The 18,456-nt window shown below is 70.1% G+C and carries 14 protein-coding genes and 1 pseudogene; 2 read left to right on the top strand and 13 right to left on the bottom strand.

All coding sequences use genetic code 11. The features are described from left to right. Positions 1-37: 37 nt before the first annotated feature. The 7 genes and pseudogenes from ACFOM9_RS15750 to ACFOM9_RS15720 form a co-directional block, all read right to left on the bottom strand. Complete coding sequence (locus ACFOM9_RS15750) at positions 38-1,498, bottom strand: septal ring lytic transglycosylase RlpA family protein (protein WP_386713080.1); 1,461 nt, start codon at positions 1,496-1,498, stop codon at positions 38-40. Further along, positions 1,498-2,619: a lytic murein transglycosylase B gene (gene mltB / locus ACFOM9_RS15745; protein ID WP_386713077.1), complete on the bottom strand. Its 1,122-nt coding sequence runs from the start codon at positions 2,617-2,619 to the stop codon at positions 1,498-1,500. The genes ACFOM9_RS15750 and mltB overlap by 1 nt, the downstream gene beginning before the upstream one ends. Positions 2,620-2,758: 139 nt before the next feature. After that, on the bottom strand, positions 2,759-3,871 hold the full coding sequence (rodA, locus tag ACFOM9_RS15740; RefSeq protein WP_386713075.1) for a rod shape-determining protein RodA: 1,113 nt from the start codon (positions 3,869-3,871) through the stop codon (positions 2,759-2,761). After that, on the bottom strand, positions 3,868-5,859 hold the full coding sequence (gene mrdA / locus ACFOM9_RS15735) for a penicillin-binding protein 2 (protein WP_386713164.1): 1,992 nt from the start codon (positions 5,857-5,859) through the stop codon (positions 3,868-3,870). The genes rodA and mrdA overlap by 4 nt, the downstream gene beginning before the upstream one ends. 181 nt (positions 5,860-6,040) lie before the next feature. Continuing rightward, positions 6,041-6,523 (bottom strand): rod shape-determining protein MreD, encoded by a 483-nt coding sequence (gene mreD, locus ACFOM9_RS15730; protein WP_386713072.1) that lies wholly within the window; start codon positions 6,521-6,523, stop codon positions 6,041-6,043. 2 nt (positions 6,524-6,525) lie between these two features. Further along, positions 6,526-7,572: pseudogene (gene mreC / locus ACFOM9_RS15725) on the bottom strand (rod shape-determining protein MreC); the annotation flags it as partial. Positions 7,573-7,837: 265 nt separating this feature from the next. Then, positions 7,838-8,884, bottom strand: coding sequence for a rod shape-determining protein (locus tag ACFOM9_RS15720; protein WP_386713069.1), 1,047 nt, complete (start codon positions 8,882-8,884; stop codon positions 7,838-7,840). A gap of 306 nt (positions 8,885-9,190) precedes the next feature. Here ACFOM9_RS15720 and ACFOM9_RS15715 point away from each other — a divergent pair, with 306 nt between their 5' ends. Beyond that, positions 9,191-10,123: a carbohydrate kinase family protein gene (locus tag ACFOM9_RS15715; RefSeq protein ID WP_386713066.1), complete on the top strand. Its 933-nt coding sequence runs from the start codon at positions 9,191-9,193 to the stop codon at positions 10,121-10,123. An 81-nt stretch (positions 10,124-10,204) separates the two neighbouring features. Here the strand turns inward: ACFOM9_RS15715 and ACFOM9_RS15710 are convergent, their stop codons facing one another. The 6 genes from ACFOM9_RS15710 to ACFOM9_RS15685 all read right to left on the bottom strand — a co-directional run bounded on the left by ACFOM9_RS15710 (position 10,205) and on the right by ACFOM9_RS15685 (position 17,678). After that, positions 10,205-10,672 carry an aminoacyl-tRNA deacylase gene (locus ACFOM9_RS15710; protein ID WP_386713063.1) on the bottom strand — a complete coding sequence of 156 codons (468 nt, stop codon included), beginning with the start codon at positions 10,670-10,672 and terminating at the stop codon, positions 10,205-10,207. Positions 10,673-11,121: 449 nt separating this feature from the next. After that, positions 11,122-11,856 (bottom strand): hypothetical protein, encoded by a 735-nt coding sequence (locus ACFOM9_RS15705; RefSeq protein ID WP_386713060.1) that lies wholly within the window; start codon positions 11,854-11,856, stop codon positions 11,122-11,124. Continuing rightward, on the bottom strand, positions 11,853-12,851 hold the full coding sequence (locus tag ACFOM9_RS15700; RefSeq protein ID WP_386713057.1) for an alpha/beta fold hydrolase: 999 nt from the start codon (positions 12,849-12,851) through the stop codon (positions 11,853-11,855). The genes ACFOM9_RS15705 and ACFOM9_RS15700 overlap by 4 nt, the downstream gene beginning before the upstream one ends. 286 nt (positions 12,852-13,137) lie before the next feature. Beyond that, positions 13,138-15,180, bottom strand: coding sequence for a M1 family metallopeptidase (locus ACFOM9_RS15695; RefSeq protein WP_386713054.1), 2,043 nt, complete (start codon positions 15,178-15,180; stop codon positions 13,138-13,140). A gap of 111 nt (positions 15,181-15,291) precedes the next feature. Beyond that, a complete protein-coding gene (gene ubiE / locus ACFOM9_RS15690) occupies positions 15,292-16,053 on the bottom strand; it encodes a bifunctional demethylmenaquinone methyltransferase/2-methoxy-6-polyprenyl-1,4-benzoquinol methylase UbiE (RefSeq protein ID WP_386713051.1) in 762 nt (253 codons plus the stop codon). 8 nt (positions 16,054-16,061) lie between these two features. Then, positions 16,062-17,678, bottom strand: coding sequence for a hypothetical protein (locus ACFOM9_RS15685; RefSeq protein WP_386713049.1), 1,617 nt, complete (start codon positions 17,676-17,678; stop codon positions 16,062-16,064). Positions 17,679-17,830: 152 nt separating this feature from the next. Between ACFOM9_RS15685 and ACFOM9_RS15680 the strand changes: the two genes are divergently transcribed. Beyond that, entirely contained in the window at positions 17,831-18,286 is a 456-nt protein-coding gene (locus tag ACFOM9_RS15680; RefSeq protein WP_386713046.1) for a nucleoside deaminase, read from the top strand. Positions 18,287-18,456: the final 170 nt, after the last annotated feature.

Genomic DNA, 18,456 nt, shown 5'->3' with positions numbered 1-18,456 from the left:
CGGGTGGATCGAATCAGGACAGGCGCAGAAGCCGCGGCTATTCGCGCACGACCTGGGGCTGGCCGAACCCCAGACCGGCGACGCGCGCCGACAGTTCCGGGATTTTCGCGCTTTCGACCGGACCCACGCGCAGGCGCCAGACCTGCCGGCCGGCCGAGAGGCCGTCGAGCAGGCGGGCTTCGGGCACCCCGGCGCCGCGCAGCATCGCCAGCGCGCGCTCTGCATTCGCGCGTGCGCCGAAAGCGGCGACCTGCAGTGTGACGCCGTTGCCGGTCGCGGGAACCGGCGCCGCGGGCTTTGCGGCGGCATCGGGTGCGGGCGTGGCGGCGACCGCGGCGCGGGGTGGTGCCTTCACGGGCGCACGCGCACCGGGCGCCGCCGCGCCATAGGGATCGGGCGTGCCGGCCTTGCCGGTAGCCACGCGCGCGCGGCGCGCCTTCATCCAGGCATCGAACTCGTCAGCGGTCATCGCCTTGCCGTCCTGGCGCATGTCGAAGCGCCAGTCGAGGTCGTCCGATGGCGCCGGTGTCGTCGATGGCGAGGCCGCGGTGCCGGTCGACGTGGGCGGCGCGACAGCCGAGGCGCTTGCGACCAGCGGGGCGCCGGGCACGCGCTCGCTGGCATTGGCCGCGCCGATCGGCAGCACCCCTTCGATCAGCTTGTCCATCGCGCTGGCCGGCTGCGGCTTGCCGGTGGCGATGCGTACGCCTGGCGGCAGCTGCAGCGCCCCGCTGCCGGACGTGGTGGTCGCCGCGACAGGCTGCGAAGTCCGGCCGGAGCGCGCGGCCACCGCGTCGTAGTCGTTGCGCGCGTTTTCGCCGGGGCTCAGGCCGACGACCTCGACGCGACCCGTGCCACGCGCGCGGATGCCGATCTTGACCGCCGCGGCGTAGCTCAGGTCGATGACCCGGCCGTCGTGGAACGGGCCGCGGTCGTTGACGCGCACCACCACCGACTTGCCGTTGTCGAGGTTGGTGACCCGCGCGAAGCTGGGCAGCGGCAGCGTCTTGTGCGCCGCGGTGAAGGCGTACATGTCGTAGACCTCAAGGTTCGAGGTGCGGCGGCCGTGGAACTTGTTGCCGTAGTACGAGGCCATGCCGGTCTCGTCGTAGCCCTCGGCGCTGTCGCGCACCGTGTAGCTCTTGCCCAGCACCTTGTAGGGCGAGCGGTTGCCGTAGCGCGAGCGCGGCTCGTCCACGACCTCGGGCTCGGGGATCGCGTCCACGTCCGGCAGCTCATCGGGCACGCTGTCCTTGATGTGCGGCGCATACAGGCCGCCGGCGGTGTAATGGCCGCGCTTGGACGTGTCTTCCTGCGCCGGCGCGTACGGCGAACGCTTGCCCGAGGCTGGGAGCTCGCCGCGGCGCACCGCTTCGCCGTCGGGTAGCGCGGACGCTTCCGACGCGGATTTCTCCGGTCCGCTGGCGCAGCCGGCCAGCGCCAGGGTTGCGACCACTGCCAGCGCGGGCAGGATTCGCAGCGGTGCGATCGACCGCATCACGGCGCGCCGTTGCCGCCGATCGCCTGCGCCAGCTGGTGCACGGCAAGCGCGTACATCGGCGAATGGTTGTAGCGGGTGATGACGTAGAAATTGCCATAGCCGAGCCAATATTCCTTGCCGGCCTCGCCGTCGAGCGAGAGCAGCGTCGCGCCCTCGGCGGTCGGTTCTCCGGGCTGCGGCGCATAGCCGCGGGCGGCCAGCATCGGCAGTGGATAGACCGGATCCAGCCCTTCGGGCGCGAAATCGGCCGCCTGTGCGCCGCGCGTCGCGCGCGCCACCACCGGACCGCCGCGCTGCCAGCCGTGGACGACGAAATAATTGGCGATCGAGGCGAACACGTCCGGCTTGTGGTCGAGCAGGTCGCGACGGCCATCGCCGTCGCCGTCCTTGGCCCAGTTGCGGTAGCTCGACGGCATGAACTGGCCCATGCCCATCGCGCCGGCGTAGCTGCCCTTGAGCGCAAGCACGTCGAGCTGCGGCTCTTCCTTTGCCAGCGCGAACAGCTGCGCCAGTTCGCCGGCGAAGAACGGCGCGCGCTTCGGGTGCCAGAACGCCAGCGTGTACAGCGCGTCGAGCACGCGGTAGTTGCCGGTGATCTTCCCGTAGCTGGTTTCGACGCCGATGATCGCCACGATGTATTGCGCCGGGACGCCGGTCGAAGCGGTGATGCGATCGAGCGCGACGCGGTTGTCGGCGTAGAACGCCTTGCCGCCGGCGATGCGCGCGTCGTTCATGAAAATCGGGCGGTAGTCGCGCCAGGGCCGCACCTTCTCGGCCGGACGCGAGATCGCGTCGATGATGCTCTGCTTGTATTCGGCCTGCGCGAGCGCGGCGCGGATCGCCTGCGGATCGACGCCGTAGGCCTGGGCGGTGTAGTCGACGAAGGCGTCGATGCGCTGCGGCAGCGGGATCGCCGGATCGGTCACCGAGGGCGGCGCGACCGGACGCTCCGGCGGCTGCGGGATCTTGGGCAGCAGGCCTTCGGCCGAAGCGGCCGGCGCGGTGGACACCGCGGGCGACGGCGGCGGATTCGCGGCGGTCGGCGGGGGCGCCGTCGCACCGGTTGCGCAGGCGGCCAGGGCGAAGGCGAGCGGAACCAGGATGACGGGCAGGCGCATGGGCGAGGAGCGTCGGATCATCGGCGCGAGGGTAGCATGCGGTCGTCCCGGGGTCGGCCGGATGCAACGGCGCGGCGCACGATGCGTTCAGCCACGGCCGCCATGTGCCCGCGCATGCGTCGTCGCGGAGAAAGTCGCTTCAGCCGTGGATCGGGCGATGGTTGCGCACCGACATCACCACGCCCAGGCCGGCCAGCAGCGATACCGCCGCGGTGCCGCCGTAGGAAAGCAGCGGCATCGGCACGCCGACCACCGGCAGCAGCCCGGAGATCATGCCGCCGTTGACGATCACGTAGACGAAGAACGCAAGGCCCAGGCTGCCGGCCAGCAGTCGCGCATAGCCATCACGCGCCTCGGCCGCGATCCACAGGCAGCGCCCGACCACGAACAGGTACAGCGCAAGCACCGTCGCCACGCCGATCCAGCCGAACTCCTCGCTGAGCACTGCGAAGATGAAGTCGGTGGTGTGCTCTGGCAGGTAATCCAGGTGCGACTGCGAGCCCTGCATCCAGCCCTGCCCGGTCATCCCGCCCGAGCCGATCGCGATCTTCGACTGGATGATGTTCCAGCCCGCGCCCAGCGGATCGGACTCGGGGTCGAGGAACGTCAGGATGCGGTCCTTCTGGTAGGGCTTGAGCAGCCAGAACCACGCCACCGGCGCGGCGCCGGCGACGCCGCCGAAGGCGATCGCGAACCACCACCACGGCAGGCCGGCCAGGAACAGCACGAAGCAGCCGCTGATCGCCACCAGCATCGCCGTGCCGAAATCCGGCTGCAGCAGGACCAGCGCGGTCGGGACCGCGATCAGCACCACGGTGGCCAGCACCACGCCGATGCGCGGCGGCAGCAGCTGCCGATCCAGGTACCACGCCGCCATCATCGGCAGGCTCAGCTTGAGCAGTTCGGACGGCTGGAAATAGAACAGCCGCAGATCGATCCAGTGCTTGCCGTGCTTGCCGGTGCCGATCACCAGCACCAGCAGCAGCGGCAGCAGCGTGGCGGCGTACACCAGCGGCGTGACGTCGCGCAGGCGCAGCGGGGTCACCCGCGACAGCCCCCACATCGCCGCCAGTCCCACCCCGTAGCGCGCGCCCTGCGCCACCACGAGATCCATCCCGTTCTGCCCGCCCGCGCTGTACAGCACGGCCAGCGCGATCGCCATCAGCGCGAACAGGGCGGCGCACAGCGACCAGTCCAGGGTGCGCACGAAGCGCAGCAGCAGGTGGAGCAGCCATTGCACGATCGTGTTCAATGCCCGGCCCCGGAACCGTCCTGGATCAGTTCGATCGTGTCCTGGTCCAGTCCCGGGATCGCCGCGCGGGCCGCGCGCGCTGCCGTCGGCGCGACCTCCGATGCGGCCGCGCGGGCGCCGATCGCGGTCACCGGGATCGCATCGGGATCCGGCTCGGGATACTTGCCCAGCAGCCAGGCGTCGAACAGCTTGCGCGCGACCGGCGCGGCGGTGGAGCCGCCGTAGCCGCCGTGCTCGACCATCACCGCGACCGCGATCCGCGGATCCTCGGCTGGCGCATAACCGATGAACCACGCCTGGTGGCGCAGGTGCAGCGGCAACGAATGCGGGTTGGTGCTGACATTGCCCTTGCGGCTGACCCGCTGCGCGGTGCCGGTCTTGCCCGCCATGCGGTAGCTCGCACCGATCGCCATCGCCCGCCCGGTGCCGCCCGGATCGTAGATCGTGCCCTCCATCCCGCCCTGCACCGCACGGATGAAGGCGGGCTTGTCGGACAACAGCCGCGGCGCGGGTTGCGGCACCGGCGTCCAGGGATTGCGGAAGCCGTCGCGGCGGTCGCTGGCCAGGTGCGGGCGGTGCATGACGCCGTCGGCCGCCAGCGCCGCGGCGCCCTGCGCGAGCTGCAGCGTGGTCGCGATCCAGTAGCCCTGGCCAATGCCCGCGATGACGGTTTCCCCGGGATACCAGGGCTCGCGGCTGTTCTTCGACTTCCACTGCGGCGACGGCACCACGCCGGCTTTTTCGCCGGCCAGGTCGATGCCGGTCGGCTCGCCGAAGCCGTAGCGGTGCATGTACTTCGACAGGCGCTCGATGCCCATGTCGTAGGCGAGCTTGTAGTAGTAGTAGTTCACCGAGGCGGCGATGGACTTGTGCAGGTCGACCCAGCCGCTGCCGCCGTGCGCGTCGCGATAGCCGCGCCTCTGTCCCGGGATGTGGAACTCGCCGGTGCTGAACACCTTGTCCTCGGGCCGGCGCAGGCCGCTTTCCAGCCCGGCCAGCGCGACGAACGGCTTGACCGTCGAACCCGGCGGGCCGCCGCCGAGCACGTTGCGGTTGAACAGCGGCCGCGACGGGTTGTCCATCAGCGCGCGGTAGTCGGCGCTGGAGATGCCGTTGACGAACAGGTTGGGGTCGTAACTGGGCAGGCTGGCCATCGCCAGGATCTCGCCGGTCTTGGGGTCGATCGCCACCGCCGAGCCGTCGTGGTCGCCGAACGCCTCGACCATGGTCCGCTGCAGGTCCACGTCGACGGCCAGTCGCAGATCGGCGCCGGCGGTCGCCGGGATCCGCCCGACGCGGCCCAGCGCGCGCCCCTCGACGTTGGTCTTCACTTCCTCGTAGCCGACCTTGCCGCGCAGCGCCTCGTCGTAATAGCGCTCGATGCCGGCGCGGCCGGTGTGGGTGAACAGCGCCTGCCCCGGCCCGTACTGCTCGATGTCCTTCTCGTCGGTGCGGCCGACGTAGCCGACGATGTGCGCCATCAGTGCGCCGTAGGGATAGCGCCGGGTCAGGTAGGGCTCGACGCTGACGCCGGGGAAGCGCCACTGGTCGACCGCGAAGCGCGCGACCTCGTCCTCGCTCAACCGCAGCTTGAGGGTCAGCGCGCGGAAGCTGCGGTTGGACTTGCGCTCGCGCTCGAAGCGGGCGATGTCCTCGGGCGACAGCGCCACGATCTTCGACAGGCCGGCGAGCAGCGCCTTCGGATCACCGGCGTCCTCCGGCACCACGTCGAGCCGGAACGCCGGCACGTTGTCGGCCAGGATCCGGCCCTTGCGGTCATAGATGATGCCGCGCGCCGGCACCACTGGCCTGGGCTTGATCCGGTTGGCCTCCGAGCGCTTCGCGTAGTCGGCGTGGTCGAGCACCTGCAGCTTGAAATACCACCCCGCCAGCCCGCCCAGTGCCAGCACCACGATCGCGAAGCCCAGCAGCGCGCGCACGCGGAACTGCCGGGTCTCGCGCACGTGGTTCTTCAGCCGGGTCCGCATCTGGCGCATCAGGACCTGGCGCTACAGTGGAAGCGGCATCCGCCGCGGCCGCGACCATGCGCCGCAAGGAAGAGCACGGCAGTGGCTGTCGATGCACGACCGCTCGATGACGCGGCGGCGCGCGGTCGCGAGGACGGGCCGAAGGATTGCATCGCAGCGCGTGTCGTATTCATCGCCAGGCCTAGCTCTTGCGCCGGCCGATCCGCAGCGCGTCGAGCAGCACGAACAGCGGCGCCCACAGCGCCATGCCGAGCACCGGGGCCCACCAGTACGACCACGGCAGCTGCGGCTCGTCGAGCATCAGGTGCACCGCGGCGCTGACCACGCGGTCGTTGACCAGCAGGCCGCCGATCACCAGCGCCTGCTGCGCCATCGGGAAGAAGCGCACCTGGGCGCGAAAACGCTGCAGGATGAACGTCATCACCGTCAGCCGCAGCGCCTGCTCGCCGAGGATGCCGCCGAACGCGAGGTCGCCGATCACGCCCATCGCGAACGCGAAGCCCAGGCCGGCGCGGTCCGGCTCCTCGATCACCCAGAACGCCACCGCCAGCCCCAGCCAGTACGGGCGCAGGGGCTGCAGCAGCGTCGGCAGCGGCAGCAGGCCCAGCAGCAGGGCCAGCACGATGCTGACCGGCAACAGCCAGGTGCGGCGGGGGCGGCTCATGGGGCCGGCTCCGTCGACGGGGATGCGTCAGGTTCGGCCGCGGGCGGGCGCGGGGAACCGGGGAGCGGGGATCCGGAAGCACCGCCGGCCGGTGGCTTTGCGCCGGCGTCGCTTGCCGGAGCGGCCGCCTCCGTTCCGGTTGCGGACGCAGGCTGCACGGGCGCCGACGCCTGGTCGAGGTTTTCGGAAACGCCGCTCGCCGCACCCGGCGTCCGGGCCTGCTGCAACAGCAGGACGTCGCGGCCGCGATCCAGCCGCGCTGCCGGGGCCAGCGCAGCCACCAGGAAGGCGCGACTGTCGTCGGGGCGCAGCGAGGCCACGCTGCCCACCGGAAAGCCGGGCGGAAAGCGCCCGCCGAGCCCCGAGGTGATGATCGCATCGCCGACCTTGACGTCGGCCGACAGCGGGATGTTCGGCACTTCGAGCTGGTCGCTGCGACCCTGGCCGTAGGCCACCAGGCGCACGCCGTTGCGACCGACCAGCACCGGCACGGCGTGGTCGGGATCGGTGATCAGCAGCACGGTCGCCGTGGTCGGGGTGACCTCGATGATCTGTCCGACCAGGCCGCCGGCGTCGATCACGCTCTGTCCCAGGCGCACGCCGTCGCGGCTGCCGGCATCGAGGATGACGCGCTGGCGGGTGGGGTCGAGGTCGATGTCGAGGATCGGCGCCAGCTGCACGTCGAGCCCGCCGCGCTCGGCCGCGCCGAGCAGGCCGCGCAGGCGCGCGTTCTCCGCCGCCGCCACCTGCAGCCGCGCCTGGCGCGCGCTGCTGACGAGCAAGGCATTGCGCAGGCGGCGATTGTCCTCGGCCAGCATCGAGCGCGTCACCGCGTCGTCGCGCACGCTGTCGCCCAGCCGCGCCGGCAGTCCGGCCAGCCACCACAGCGGCTGCACTGCGACATTGGCCTGGGCCCGGATCCGGGTCAGCCAGCCGCCGCGATGGTCGAGCACCAGCAGCGCCACCGCCAGCGCCAGGTAGGTCAGCAGGCGCAGCGTGCCCGCGACATCACCGGTACGAGGGGGCGTGGGACTGGCGTAGGCAGGCATCAGGTCGGGACACGAGGGAATCGGAGCCGGGAAGGGCGGCGCGGAAAAACGTCAGTGGGATCGCCACGCAGGCGACGAGCGGGCGCGACACGGGCCACCAGCATGCCACTCCGGGTGCGCGGTGAATCCGCCGCGCCGTGTTTTTCGGGCCCGAATGCAGGCTCGCCGCACCACTCGCCGCGGGCCACGACGTCTGCCACCTCTCGGGAAGGGTGACGTCACGCAATGCCTGGCCCCTGCATTGGGCTGCTTGCACCCGCCCGCCTCAGTCGTAGGCGAAGAACTCGTTTCCGTGCGTGTCCAGCAGTTCCAGCGCGCGCCCGCCGCCGCGCGCCACGCAGGTCAGCGGGTCTTCCGCGACCTGCACGTGCAGCCCGGTTTCCTCGCTAAGCAGCCGGTCCATGTCGCGCAGCAGCGCGCCGCCGCCGGTGAGCACGATGCCCAGTTCGGCGACGTCGGCGCTCAGCTCGGGCGGGGTCTGCTCCAGCGCCTGCTTGACCGCGCTGACGATCCCGGCCAGCGGCTCGCGCAGCGCCTCGAGCACTTCGCTGGAAGTGATCGTGATCATCTTCGGCACGCCTTCGGCGAGGTGGCGGCCGAAGACCTCCATCTCGATCACCCGGTCCTGCGGCCAGGCGTTGCCGATCTCGAGCTTGATCTTCTCGGCGGTGCTGTCGCCGATCAGCATGCCGTGGTTGCGGCGCACGTAGTTAATGATCGACTCGTCGAAGCGGTCGCCGCCGATCCGCGCCGACTGCGAGTAGACGATGCCCGACAGCGCGATCACCGCCACCTCGGTGGTGCCGCCGCCGATGTCGACCACCATCGAGCCGCGCGCCTCGGTCACCGGCATGCCGGCGCCGATCGCCGCGGCCATCGGCTCCTCGATCAGCGACACGTCGCGGGCGCCGGCTTCGAGCGCCGATTCCTTGATCGCGCGCTGCTCGACCTGGGTCGAGCCGCAGGGCACGCAGATCAGCACCCGCGGGCTCGGCCGCAGGAAGCGCGACTTGTGCACCTTGCGGATGAAGTACTTGAGCATTTCCTCGGTATAGGTGAAGTCGGCGATGACGCCGTCCTTCATCGGCCGGATCGTGGTGATCCCGCCCGGGGTGCGGCCCAGCATCTGCTTGGCCTCGGTGCCGACCGCCGCCACCGTGCGGTTGCCGGAGCCCGAACGGTCCTGGCGCACCGCGACCACGGACGGCTCGTTGAGCACGATGCCCTGCCCGCGGACGAAGATGAGGGTATTGGCCGTGCCGAGATCGATCGACAGGTCGTTGGAGAACAGGCCGCGGAACTTCTTGAACATCGGGGGAGAATGTCCGTGAGGAATGGGTGAAAAGAGTCGGTTAGCCTAGCAAAAAAGCGGCACGTGGATGCTCGCCGACGCCTCTTTCCCGCTTCGCGGCCCGCCTTTGCGGGCGATGGCCATGGTCGCGATGCGCTGCCCGTGAACCCCGCCGGTGCGAGATCGCGGCGGCCGCCGCTCCCGCGGGGCTGCCCCGAGGCCCCCTGGAGCGCCTTCGCAGGTGCCGATGTCGGCGCTGTCGGCTGGCCTCGCCGGACCCGGCCCGCTAACCTAGCCGCCCTTTTGCCCGAAACGAGCGCCCGCCCGATGTCTGCCCTGATCTGTGGCTCCCTGGCCTACGACACCATCATGGTGTTCCCCGACCAGTTCAAGAACCACATCCTGCCGGACAAGGTGCACATCCTGAACGTGTCGTTCCTGGTGCCACGGATGCGCCGCGAGTTCGGCGGCTGCGCCGGCAACATCGCCTACAACCTCAAGCTGCTGGGCGGCGATCCGGTCCCGATGGCCACCGTCGGCCAGGATTTCGGCCCCTACCGCGAATACTTCGAGGAGCTGGAAATCCCGCTGGCCCAGGTCAAGGAGATCCCCGAGCTGTTCACGCCCCAGGCCTTCATCACCACCGACCTGGACAACAACCAGATCACCGCCTTCCACCCCGGCGCGATGATGCGGTCGTACGAAAACCACGTGCGCGACGTGCCCGGCGTGACCATCGGCATCGTCAGCCCGGACGGCTACGAGGGCATGCTGCAGAACGCGAAGGAATTCGCCGAGGCCGGCATCCCCTTCATCTTCGACCCCGGCCAGGCGATGCCGCTGTTCAACGGCGCCGAGCTGCGCGCCTTCATCGAGCAGGCCGACTACGTCACCGTCAACGATTACGAGTCCAACCTGCTGCAGGAACGCACCGGCTGGAGCGAGCGCGAGATCGCCGACAAGGTGAAGGCCTACATCGCCACCCGCGGCCCCAGGGGCGCGCTGATCTTCACCGACGGCAAGACCTTCGACGTGCCGCCGGCGCACGAGCGCCGGGTCACCGATCCCACCGGCTGCGGCGACGCCTTCCGCGCCGGCCTGATCTTCGGCATCCAGAAGGGCTGCGACTGGCTCACCATCGGCCGCATCGGCAACCTGATGGGCGCGCTGAAGGTCGAGCATCCCGGCACCCAGAACCAGCGCTTCGACTACGACGAGTTCAACGAACAGTTCAAGCAGCAGTTCGGCTACTCGCTCTGACGAGCGCGGAGGATCCGGGAACCGCAGTCCGGAACACCGGTGCGCCGCGGCGACGGCGCTTCCGGGTCTTGGATCCCCGCCTCACATCACGTGCGCCAGCCACAGCGGCTCGGGCTTCACCAGTCGCTCGAACTGCGCATACGGCATCCGCATCAGGTCGGTGTGCGAGCCGGCGTTGAAGACGATCTCGGGGTGCTCGGACAGCCGCGCGTCGACGTAGACCGGCATCCCGTAGAGATTGCCGAATGGCGGCATCGCCCCCAGCTCGCAGTCGGGAAAGGCGTCGTGGAAGTCCGGCTCCTGCGCGAGTTCGACTTCGCGGCCGCCCAGCGCGCGCGACAGGCGGGTCATGTCGATGCGGTAGGCAGCGGGCATCACCATCATCACCAGGTCGCCGTCGACCTTGAGCATCACGGTCTTGGCGAAATGGCGGCTGCCGATGTGCGCGCAGTTGGCGGTTTCCTGCGCGGTGATCGTTCGATCGTGGGCCAGCGTGGCGTAGGGCGCGTGGCGTTCGTCGAGGAAATGGTGCAGGCGGGGAGCGAGCATGGTCGTCTCCTGCTTCGGCCCGTTGCCGCTCCGGCGCGAGGCTGGCTGGTGGGTCGCGGCGCGCGCATCCGGCAGCGCACCGGTCCGGCGCAGGCAACGCCCGAGGCGTCGTGCGCCGTGGCCACACTCTACTCCGGCAGGGTTTCGGCAACGTGTAGGCGCACGCGCCGTGCCGATGGGCCAAGAAGCGCACCGATGCCTCCCCTGCCCTCGGTGCTCCCGGTGTTGCGATGCTTCGGGTCGACAACGACCCACTCTCCCATCTTTCCGTGTCATCCCGAGCGCAGCGAGGGATCTGTCTTCTCCGCGACGTGCGACAGGCAGGCAGATCCCTCGCTACGCTCGGCATGACAGCTTTTCTGGGATGACGTCTGTCTGGGGATGACGATTTTCGCCATACCAGCATTTAGGATCCGGTTCGGCCCTGCCCGTTACCGACCGTCGTGCGATCAGTCCCAATCGGGCAGCTTCGAGCGATCCAGCCCCGCGACCTCGAACACCACCGTACGCGTGCCGCCGGCCTTGACCGGGAATTCGATCGAGACCTGTCTTGCGTCCTTGAGCATCCGCCACAGCGCGTGCTCGTCGTTGATGAACATGGCGATCGCATCGTCCGTGTCTGGGCGCAGCGCCGACATCGATTTCGGCGCCGCGTCGTCGACCGTCACCTTGACCTTGCAGCCGCCACGGCACGCGAAGTCGCCGGCCTGCAACACCAGGTAGCTGCTGGTGCCCCAGGTCGGATGGTCGCGGAAGATCAGCCGCACTGGATTGGCGCCGCTGCCGTCGGTGTCGACGGCGTCCCTGGAATAGATCGCCGCCGAGAGCTGCTTGCCGCCCTTGACGCTCTCGGTCTGGTAGCTCCACAGCGCGGCGACGCGCCGGGCTTCGCGCGCGGCCTCGGCCTTGGCCTTGGCCTCGTCGTAGTGCGGACGGATGCGCGCTGCCTGCCGGGTGTCGGGAAACCGTGCGAACAGCACGTCGCCCTGCGCCTTGGCCAGCGTCCAGTTTTCCTGGGCCACGGCGGCGTCGAAGCCGTTGGCGTATTCGGCCGCCGCCTTTTCGTTGGCGGCGGCCTGCGCGGCGGCGCGCGCGGCGTCCGCCGCGGCGCGGTCGCCGCAGCCGGAGACCACGGTGGCGGCCAACGCCAGCAGCGCGGCGCAGAAGATGATGCGGTGGTTCATGCGTGGGCTCCCTGTTCGGCCGGTGCGTCGGCAAGCAGGCCTTCGATCGCGTCGGCGATGTCGCCGGGCTGCTCCATCACCGTCATGTGGCCGCTGCCGCCCAGCAGCACTCTACGCGCCTGCGGCATCCGCGCCGCGTAAAGGTCCATCGCGCTGGGATCGATCACGCGGTCGTGCGCGCCCCACGCCAGCAGCGCGGGCTGGCGGATGCGCGCGGCTTCCTCGCCGGGCAGGAACTGCTCCGGGCCGCGGCCGATCTCGTCGAGCACTGCCTGCTCGAACGCGCTGTCGCTGCGCCGTCGTGCGACGAGGATGGCCGGCGCCGGCCACGGCATCGCCGGCAGCGCGCCGCGGTCGTGGAAAAGGATGTCGAAGTACTGCGCCAGCGAGGCGCGGTCGTGCACGCCGAACGGATTGTTCCCCGCCAGCACCTCGAGGCCGAACTGGTTGTCGGCGAAACGCACGCCAGCCGCGTCGAACAGGCCGACGCGCGCGACCAGCGCCGGCTGGCGCGCCGCCAGCACCGCCGCGATGCCTCCGCCCATCGAATGCCCGAGCAGCACCACCGGCCGGTCGCAGGTCGCACGGATGAAGGCCGCGACGCGCGCGGCCTGCACGCCGAAGCCATGCCCGGCGACGCCTTCGCGCTGGCTCTCGCCCCAGCCCGGCAGATCGGGAATCAGCAGTCGGTACCGGCCGCGCAGGCGTCTGGCGACCGGATACCAGTTCTCCTTGCTGCCGGTGAAGCCGTGCAGCATCACCAGCACCGGCGCATCGGCGGCGGGCGCCTTGCCTTCGGCGTAGACCCAGCGGATGCCGTCGACCTCGACGACACGCCGCGCAAGCCCCAGCGCAACGCGCTCGCGCGCGAATTCGGCGCGGACCAGCGCATACGGATCGCGCCAGAGGGCGAGCGCCGCCCATGCGATGGCGGCAATCGCGACGATGGCGACGATGGCGACGATGGCGACGGCGGCGATGATCGCGGTCGTCATGACCGGTCACCACCCGGACGCGCGCACATGGACACGTGCTGGTGGGAGCGGCCATGGTCGCGATGCGTGGCGGCGGCCATCGCGGCCATGGCCGCTCCCACAAAAGCCGGAGGCGATCGGGTCCGCCGGCAGCTCGCGCGCACGGCCACGTTGGCGTTCGTCATCGGCGTTGTGCTCGAACGCCATCCGGGGGCGGGAATCCCGCGGGCACGGCAAGGGGCGCGGGTTGGCCGCGCCCCGATCGCGGCCATGGCCGCTGTCACCGTCGTGACGCCGCGACGCCGGGTCAGCCGGCGGCCGGATCCGGCGTCGATGCCGGCGCCGGCGCGGTCGCGTCTCCCGCGGCCGGGCGCTTGCCGTCCTCCACCGGCGCGTCCTGCGCCGGTGCCGCTTCGCTTGCCGCCGGCGCGACCGATGGCTTCGGCTTGGCTTCATCGATCACGGTCTGTACCGAGCCGGTGGTGATCGGGTGGTAACCGGGTTTGGCCTTGGCGAACACGGCCTTGGCCAGCGCCAGGCCGTCGGTGGTGTCGGCCAGCGCGTGGTAGGTCGGCATGATCAGCTTGCGGCGGCCGATCCTTTCCAGGAACGCGGCGATCGCGTCATTGGCCTGGGTGTAGCCGCTGCGCACCGCCAGCGGATACCAGCGCTGCGCGATCTCGCCGTTGGGCGTGCCGGTGAACTGGTAGGCCTTGTCGAGCTGCGCGAGCTGCTCGGTGGTCAGCGTCTCGGGCATGCCCTCGATGAAGTGCACCCATTCCTGCGTGCTCCATTCGCCGGTGATCGCCGGCGGCGGCAGTTCGCCGCTGCCCAGCCACGCCAGCCGCGCCGAATCGACCACGCCGAACTTGCGCGCCAGCACCCGCGGCGCGGTCGACGGGACGCCGGGCTCGTACAGCCATGCGTCGAATTCGGCCTGGGTCACCTTGCCCGGGTACTTGTCGAGCAGGTTGGCCTTGGCGTAATCGGCGAACTGCTGGCTGGAGATGCTCTGGAACGCGAAGTGGTCGAAATAGCCGCGCAGGAAGGCGTCGAAGTCCTCGCGCCCGAAGCGCTGCTCGAGGAACTGCAGGAACCACGCGCCCTTGGTGTAGACGGTCGACGCCGAGCTGTTGTCCGGATCCTTCAGCACGCCCGGCTTCTCGGCCAGCACCTGCAGCTTCGGATCGATCTGCTTGAACTCTTCCTTGAGCTCGTTGCGCGCGATGACGCTTTCCATGTCGGCCTGGTCCTTGCCGTACAGCGCCTCGATGATGCGGTTCTCGACGTAGCTGGTGACGCCTTCGTTGAGCCAGGCATCCTTGGCGCTGGAGAACGTCACGAGATTCCCCGACCAGCTGTGCGCCAGCTCGTGCGCGACCAGCGACACCAGCGACTTGTCGCCGACGATCACGGTGGGCGTGGCGAAGGTCAGGCGCGGGTTTTCCATGCCGCCATACGGGAACGACGGCGGCAGCACCAAGATGTCATAGCGGCCCCAGCGATACGGGCCGTACAGCGACTCGGCGGTCTGGATCATCTTCTCGGTGTCGGCGAACTCGGCCTGCGCCTTGTCGACCATCGACGGTTCGGCCCACACCCCGGAACGCTCGGAAATCGGCTTGAACACCAGGTCGCCGGCGGCGATCGCCATCAGGTACGACGGGATCTTCTGCGGCATCTTGAACGTGTAGTCGCCGTCGCGCGCCGCCTTCGGGTCGTTGTCGGCGCTCATCAGCGCCATCACGTCCGGTCGCGTGGAAACGTGCGCGCTGTAGGTGTAGCGCACGCTCGGCGTGTCCTGCAGCGGCACCCACGACCGCGCGTGGATCTGCTGCGACTGGCTGAACATGAAGGGCAGCTGCTTGCCCTCGGTCATCGCCGGCTCGAGCCACTGCAGGCCCGATGCTTGCGGCGAGGTGGCGTAGGTGACGCGGATATGCGCGTTTTGTCCGGGCGCCTCGATCGTGAACTTGCTGCCCAGGATCGCGTCGCTCTTGGCCAGGCCGTACTGCAGCGGCTGCCACTGCCCGTCCTTGCCTTCGCCCTCGACCTTGTCGATCGACAGGTCGCGGCTGTCGAGCACCAGCTGCGTGGCACCCTTGTCCTTCCAGTCCAGGGTGTAGGTGGCGGTCCCGGAAATGGTCTTGGAGTCGAAATCGACCTTCAGGTCCAGCGCCAGGTCGTCGATGGCGACCTTGCCCGGCTCGGCGTAGGAGTGCTCGTCGGGGCTTGCCGAAGCGGTCACGGCAGGCTTCGCGGCGGGCTTGGGAGTCGGGGTGTCGGCCGCGTCGCGCTGGCAGCCGGCCAGGGCAACCGCGAAACCGAGGGAAAGAAGCAAAGCGCGCATTGGGATCCCGGGGGAAGCAACAGGGCCGCCAAGTCTAGCGCCCCGCCTGCGCGCACCCAAATCGGCGCGCTCCACCGCTGATGGGCGGCGCCCTGCACGATTCGCCGCGGCCTAGGTCCGGTAGCCGGTATGGATCGCGACGATGCCGCCGGACAGGTTCCGGTAGTCGCAGCGCGCGAAGCCGGCGGCTTCCATCATCGCCTTGAGCTCGTCCTGCGGCGGATGCTTGCGGATCGACTCGGCAAGGTACTGGTAGCTGTCGGCGTCGCGAGCGAACAGCTTGCCCAGCCGCGGCAGCACCTGGAACGAGTGGAAGTCGTAGATCGGCTTGAACCAGTCGGCCTTCACTTCCGAGAATTCCAACACGCGCGCCTGCCCGCCCACCTTCAGCACGCGCAGCATCTCCGCCAGCGCCGCCTCCTTGTCGGTCACGTTGCGCAGGCCGAACGCGATGGTGACCAGGTCGAAGCTCGCATCCGGGAAGGGCAGCGCCTGAGCATTGCACTGCACGTACTCGAACCCGCGCACGTTGCCGCGATCGGTCATGCGGTCGCGGCCGACGCGCAGCATGGCGCCGTTGATGTCGCCGAGCACCAGCTCGCCCTCGGCGCCGACGCGGTCCTTCAGCAGCGCCGCGATGTCGCCGGTGCCACCGGCCAGGTCCAGCACGCGGTCGCCCTTGCCGACCTGCGCGGTGGCGACGAAGTAGCGCTTCCAGACCCGATGGATGCCCATCGACATCAGGTCGTTCATCAGGTCGTAGTTGCCCGCCACCGACGAGAACACCGCGCCGACCAGCTTCTGCTTCTCGCCCACCGGCACGTCGCGGAAGCCGAAGTGGGTGGTGCCGGACTTGCCCGTGGATTCGTTCATGCCGCCGATTATCGCATCCGCCGCCCGGCGATCGGGCCGCGGGCGCCACGGTCAGCGGGCGCCCGCCTAGCGCCGGCGCGCGCGGGCGACGGATGGCTCGCCTCGCGCGCAGAGCGCAGAGAACCCGCAGGCTGCGGGGCCAGCGGCGCGGCCGCCTTGCGCAGGCCCGGCAGCCGGCCGCCGGTGACGCGCAGCTTCGGCCCGATCGTCACCAGGAAGCCGGTGGCGGTCATCGCATCGACCCGGATCCACCGCGAGCGATCGGGCGACTGCCAGACTTCGCCCGGCGTGAACATCGAACCCTCGTTGTTGGACACGTCCGCCGGCGGCACGTCCGCGTCGACGCTGTACGCGGTGCCGTAGTCCGCCATCCGGTGGATGATCACCGCGTCGCCCGCGAGCGCCGATTCGTAGGTGCCCGTGCGCCTGCGCGCCTCGATCGTGTAGACCTCCGTCGCATACGGATCGGCGCCCGCCGGCATCGCCAGCACGATCATCTGCGGATGGGTCGAGCCCTTCAGGCTCGCGAAGTCGAGTGCCACCTGGGTCCTGCTGAAATTGCCCGCAGGCACGATCAGCTTGCGCGCCGCATCCACCCAGCCCAGGCGGTCACGCTGCTGGATGTTGATGTGCTTGGGCAGCGCGCCATAGGTGCCGTCGTACGTCGCGTTGCTCCACCCGTCGCTCATCACGTCCCACGGGTTGTCGTAGGTGTCGTCGTCGCCGTCGGAGTTGTCCGAATGCGGCAGGCCGTAGCCATGCCCCATCTCGTGCGCCAGCGGCGCCAGGTTGCCGAACGACCACGGCGGGTTCCAGGTCACGCGCGGGCAGCGGCGCACGCCGTCGAGCGTGGCGCAGGCGCCGCCGCCCCACGCGTACCCGTCGAGGTCGCCGTTGAACATCATGTTGACGCCCTGCACGCCGGTGAAGTTGACCGTCGGGTCGGCCGCGGCCGCGCAGTCGGTGAACAGCTTGTCCAGGTCCGCCTCTTCTTCGCCGTCGACCATGGTCACGTACGCACCGCGCGCCAGCGGCAGCGCGAACCAGCCGTACGCCTGGCTGCCGGTGAGGTTGATCTTGCCGTACGACACCTCGTTCCAGTAGTGCCCGAGCTGCCCGGCCGCCGTGCCGTACTGCGAGGTGAAGAATGCGGTCGTCTTCTGCTCGGTGGCAATGTCGCTGAACCTGCAGGCCAGCGTCACCCAGCGCGTGGTGCCCGAGACCGGCGCTTCGGCGACCACGCGTCCGGCGGCGTCGAGCGCCGGCGCGCGCTGCCAGAGCCGGTCGGCCGGGACGATCACCTCGACGGCCGTCCGCTGCAGCACGCCGCGATCGCGCGCCGCAAAGGCAACCGCCACGCGGCGGTTCGACAGCGCGTACAGGTCGCCCGCCGCGCGCCGCGCCTGCGCGGGATCGAGCGCAATGCGCGCGCCTTCGTCCGTGACCAGCGTGGCCGACAGCCGTGCCGGCAGGGCCTGTTGCGCGGGCCCCGGATCGCCCCACTGCAGCGCCAGCCGACCCTGCACGATCTGTGCGCCCGCGGCCGTGCAGGCCAGCATCAGCATCGCGCCCGCGAGCCACGCGCGACCGCGCGCACGGACACCGCGCCCGTTGCATCCCGTCATCACTGCTTCTCCCCTGTCGCATCGGGCCGCGCCCCGACGGCGGCCTTGCGCCCTGCACTATCCACGCGCGCAGGCGTTTCGCAAGTCTTTCCCGACCGGCCGCCGCCCGCCGTGGCACCATCGTGCGTCCCGTCACACCGCGAACCCGCCCGATGATCGCCACGCCCGACTACCGCGCCCTGCTCGACACCGCCATCGACGAAGCCCGCACCGGCCTGGCCGAAGGCGGCATCCCGATTGGCGCGGCGCTGTACCACGACGACGGGCGTCTGCTCGGCTGCGGCCACAACCGCCGCGTGCAGGAAGGCGACCCGTCCGTGCACGGCGAAACCGACGCCTTCCGCAAGGCCGGCCGCCAGCGCCGCTACCGCGACACGATCATGGTCACCACGCTGGCGCCGTGCTGGTACTGCAGCGGTCTGGTGCGGCAATTCAACATCGGCACGGTGGTGGTGGGCGAATCGGTGAACTTCGCCGGCGGGATCGACTGGCTGCGCGAGAATGGCGTCAACGTGGTCGATCTTGCCGACGAGCGCTGCATTTCGATGCTCGGCGACTGGATCGCGGCCAATCCCGAGGTGTGGAACGAGGATATCGGCGAGGACTGACGCCCGCCCGGCGCGGGCGCGCCGATGGCCGCCTGCTGGCCGAAGCGCAACACGGCACTACCTACCATCCGCACGTCGGCCTCGACGGCGTGCGCGCGATCCTCGCGTAAGCTTCCCGGGTAGGTAGACACCACGGAAGTAGAACTTTCTGGCATGTTTTCACCGCCAGG

The organism is Luteimonas notoginsengisoli (genome assembly GCF_042648885.1).
GTDB classification, from domain to species: domain Bacteria; phylum Pseudomonadota; class Gammaproteobacteria; order Xanthomonadales; family Xanthomonadaceae; genus Luteimonas; species Luteimonas notoginsengisoli.
This window is presented reverse-complemented; position numbering and strand designations above follow the sequence as displayed.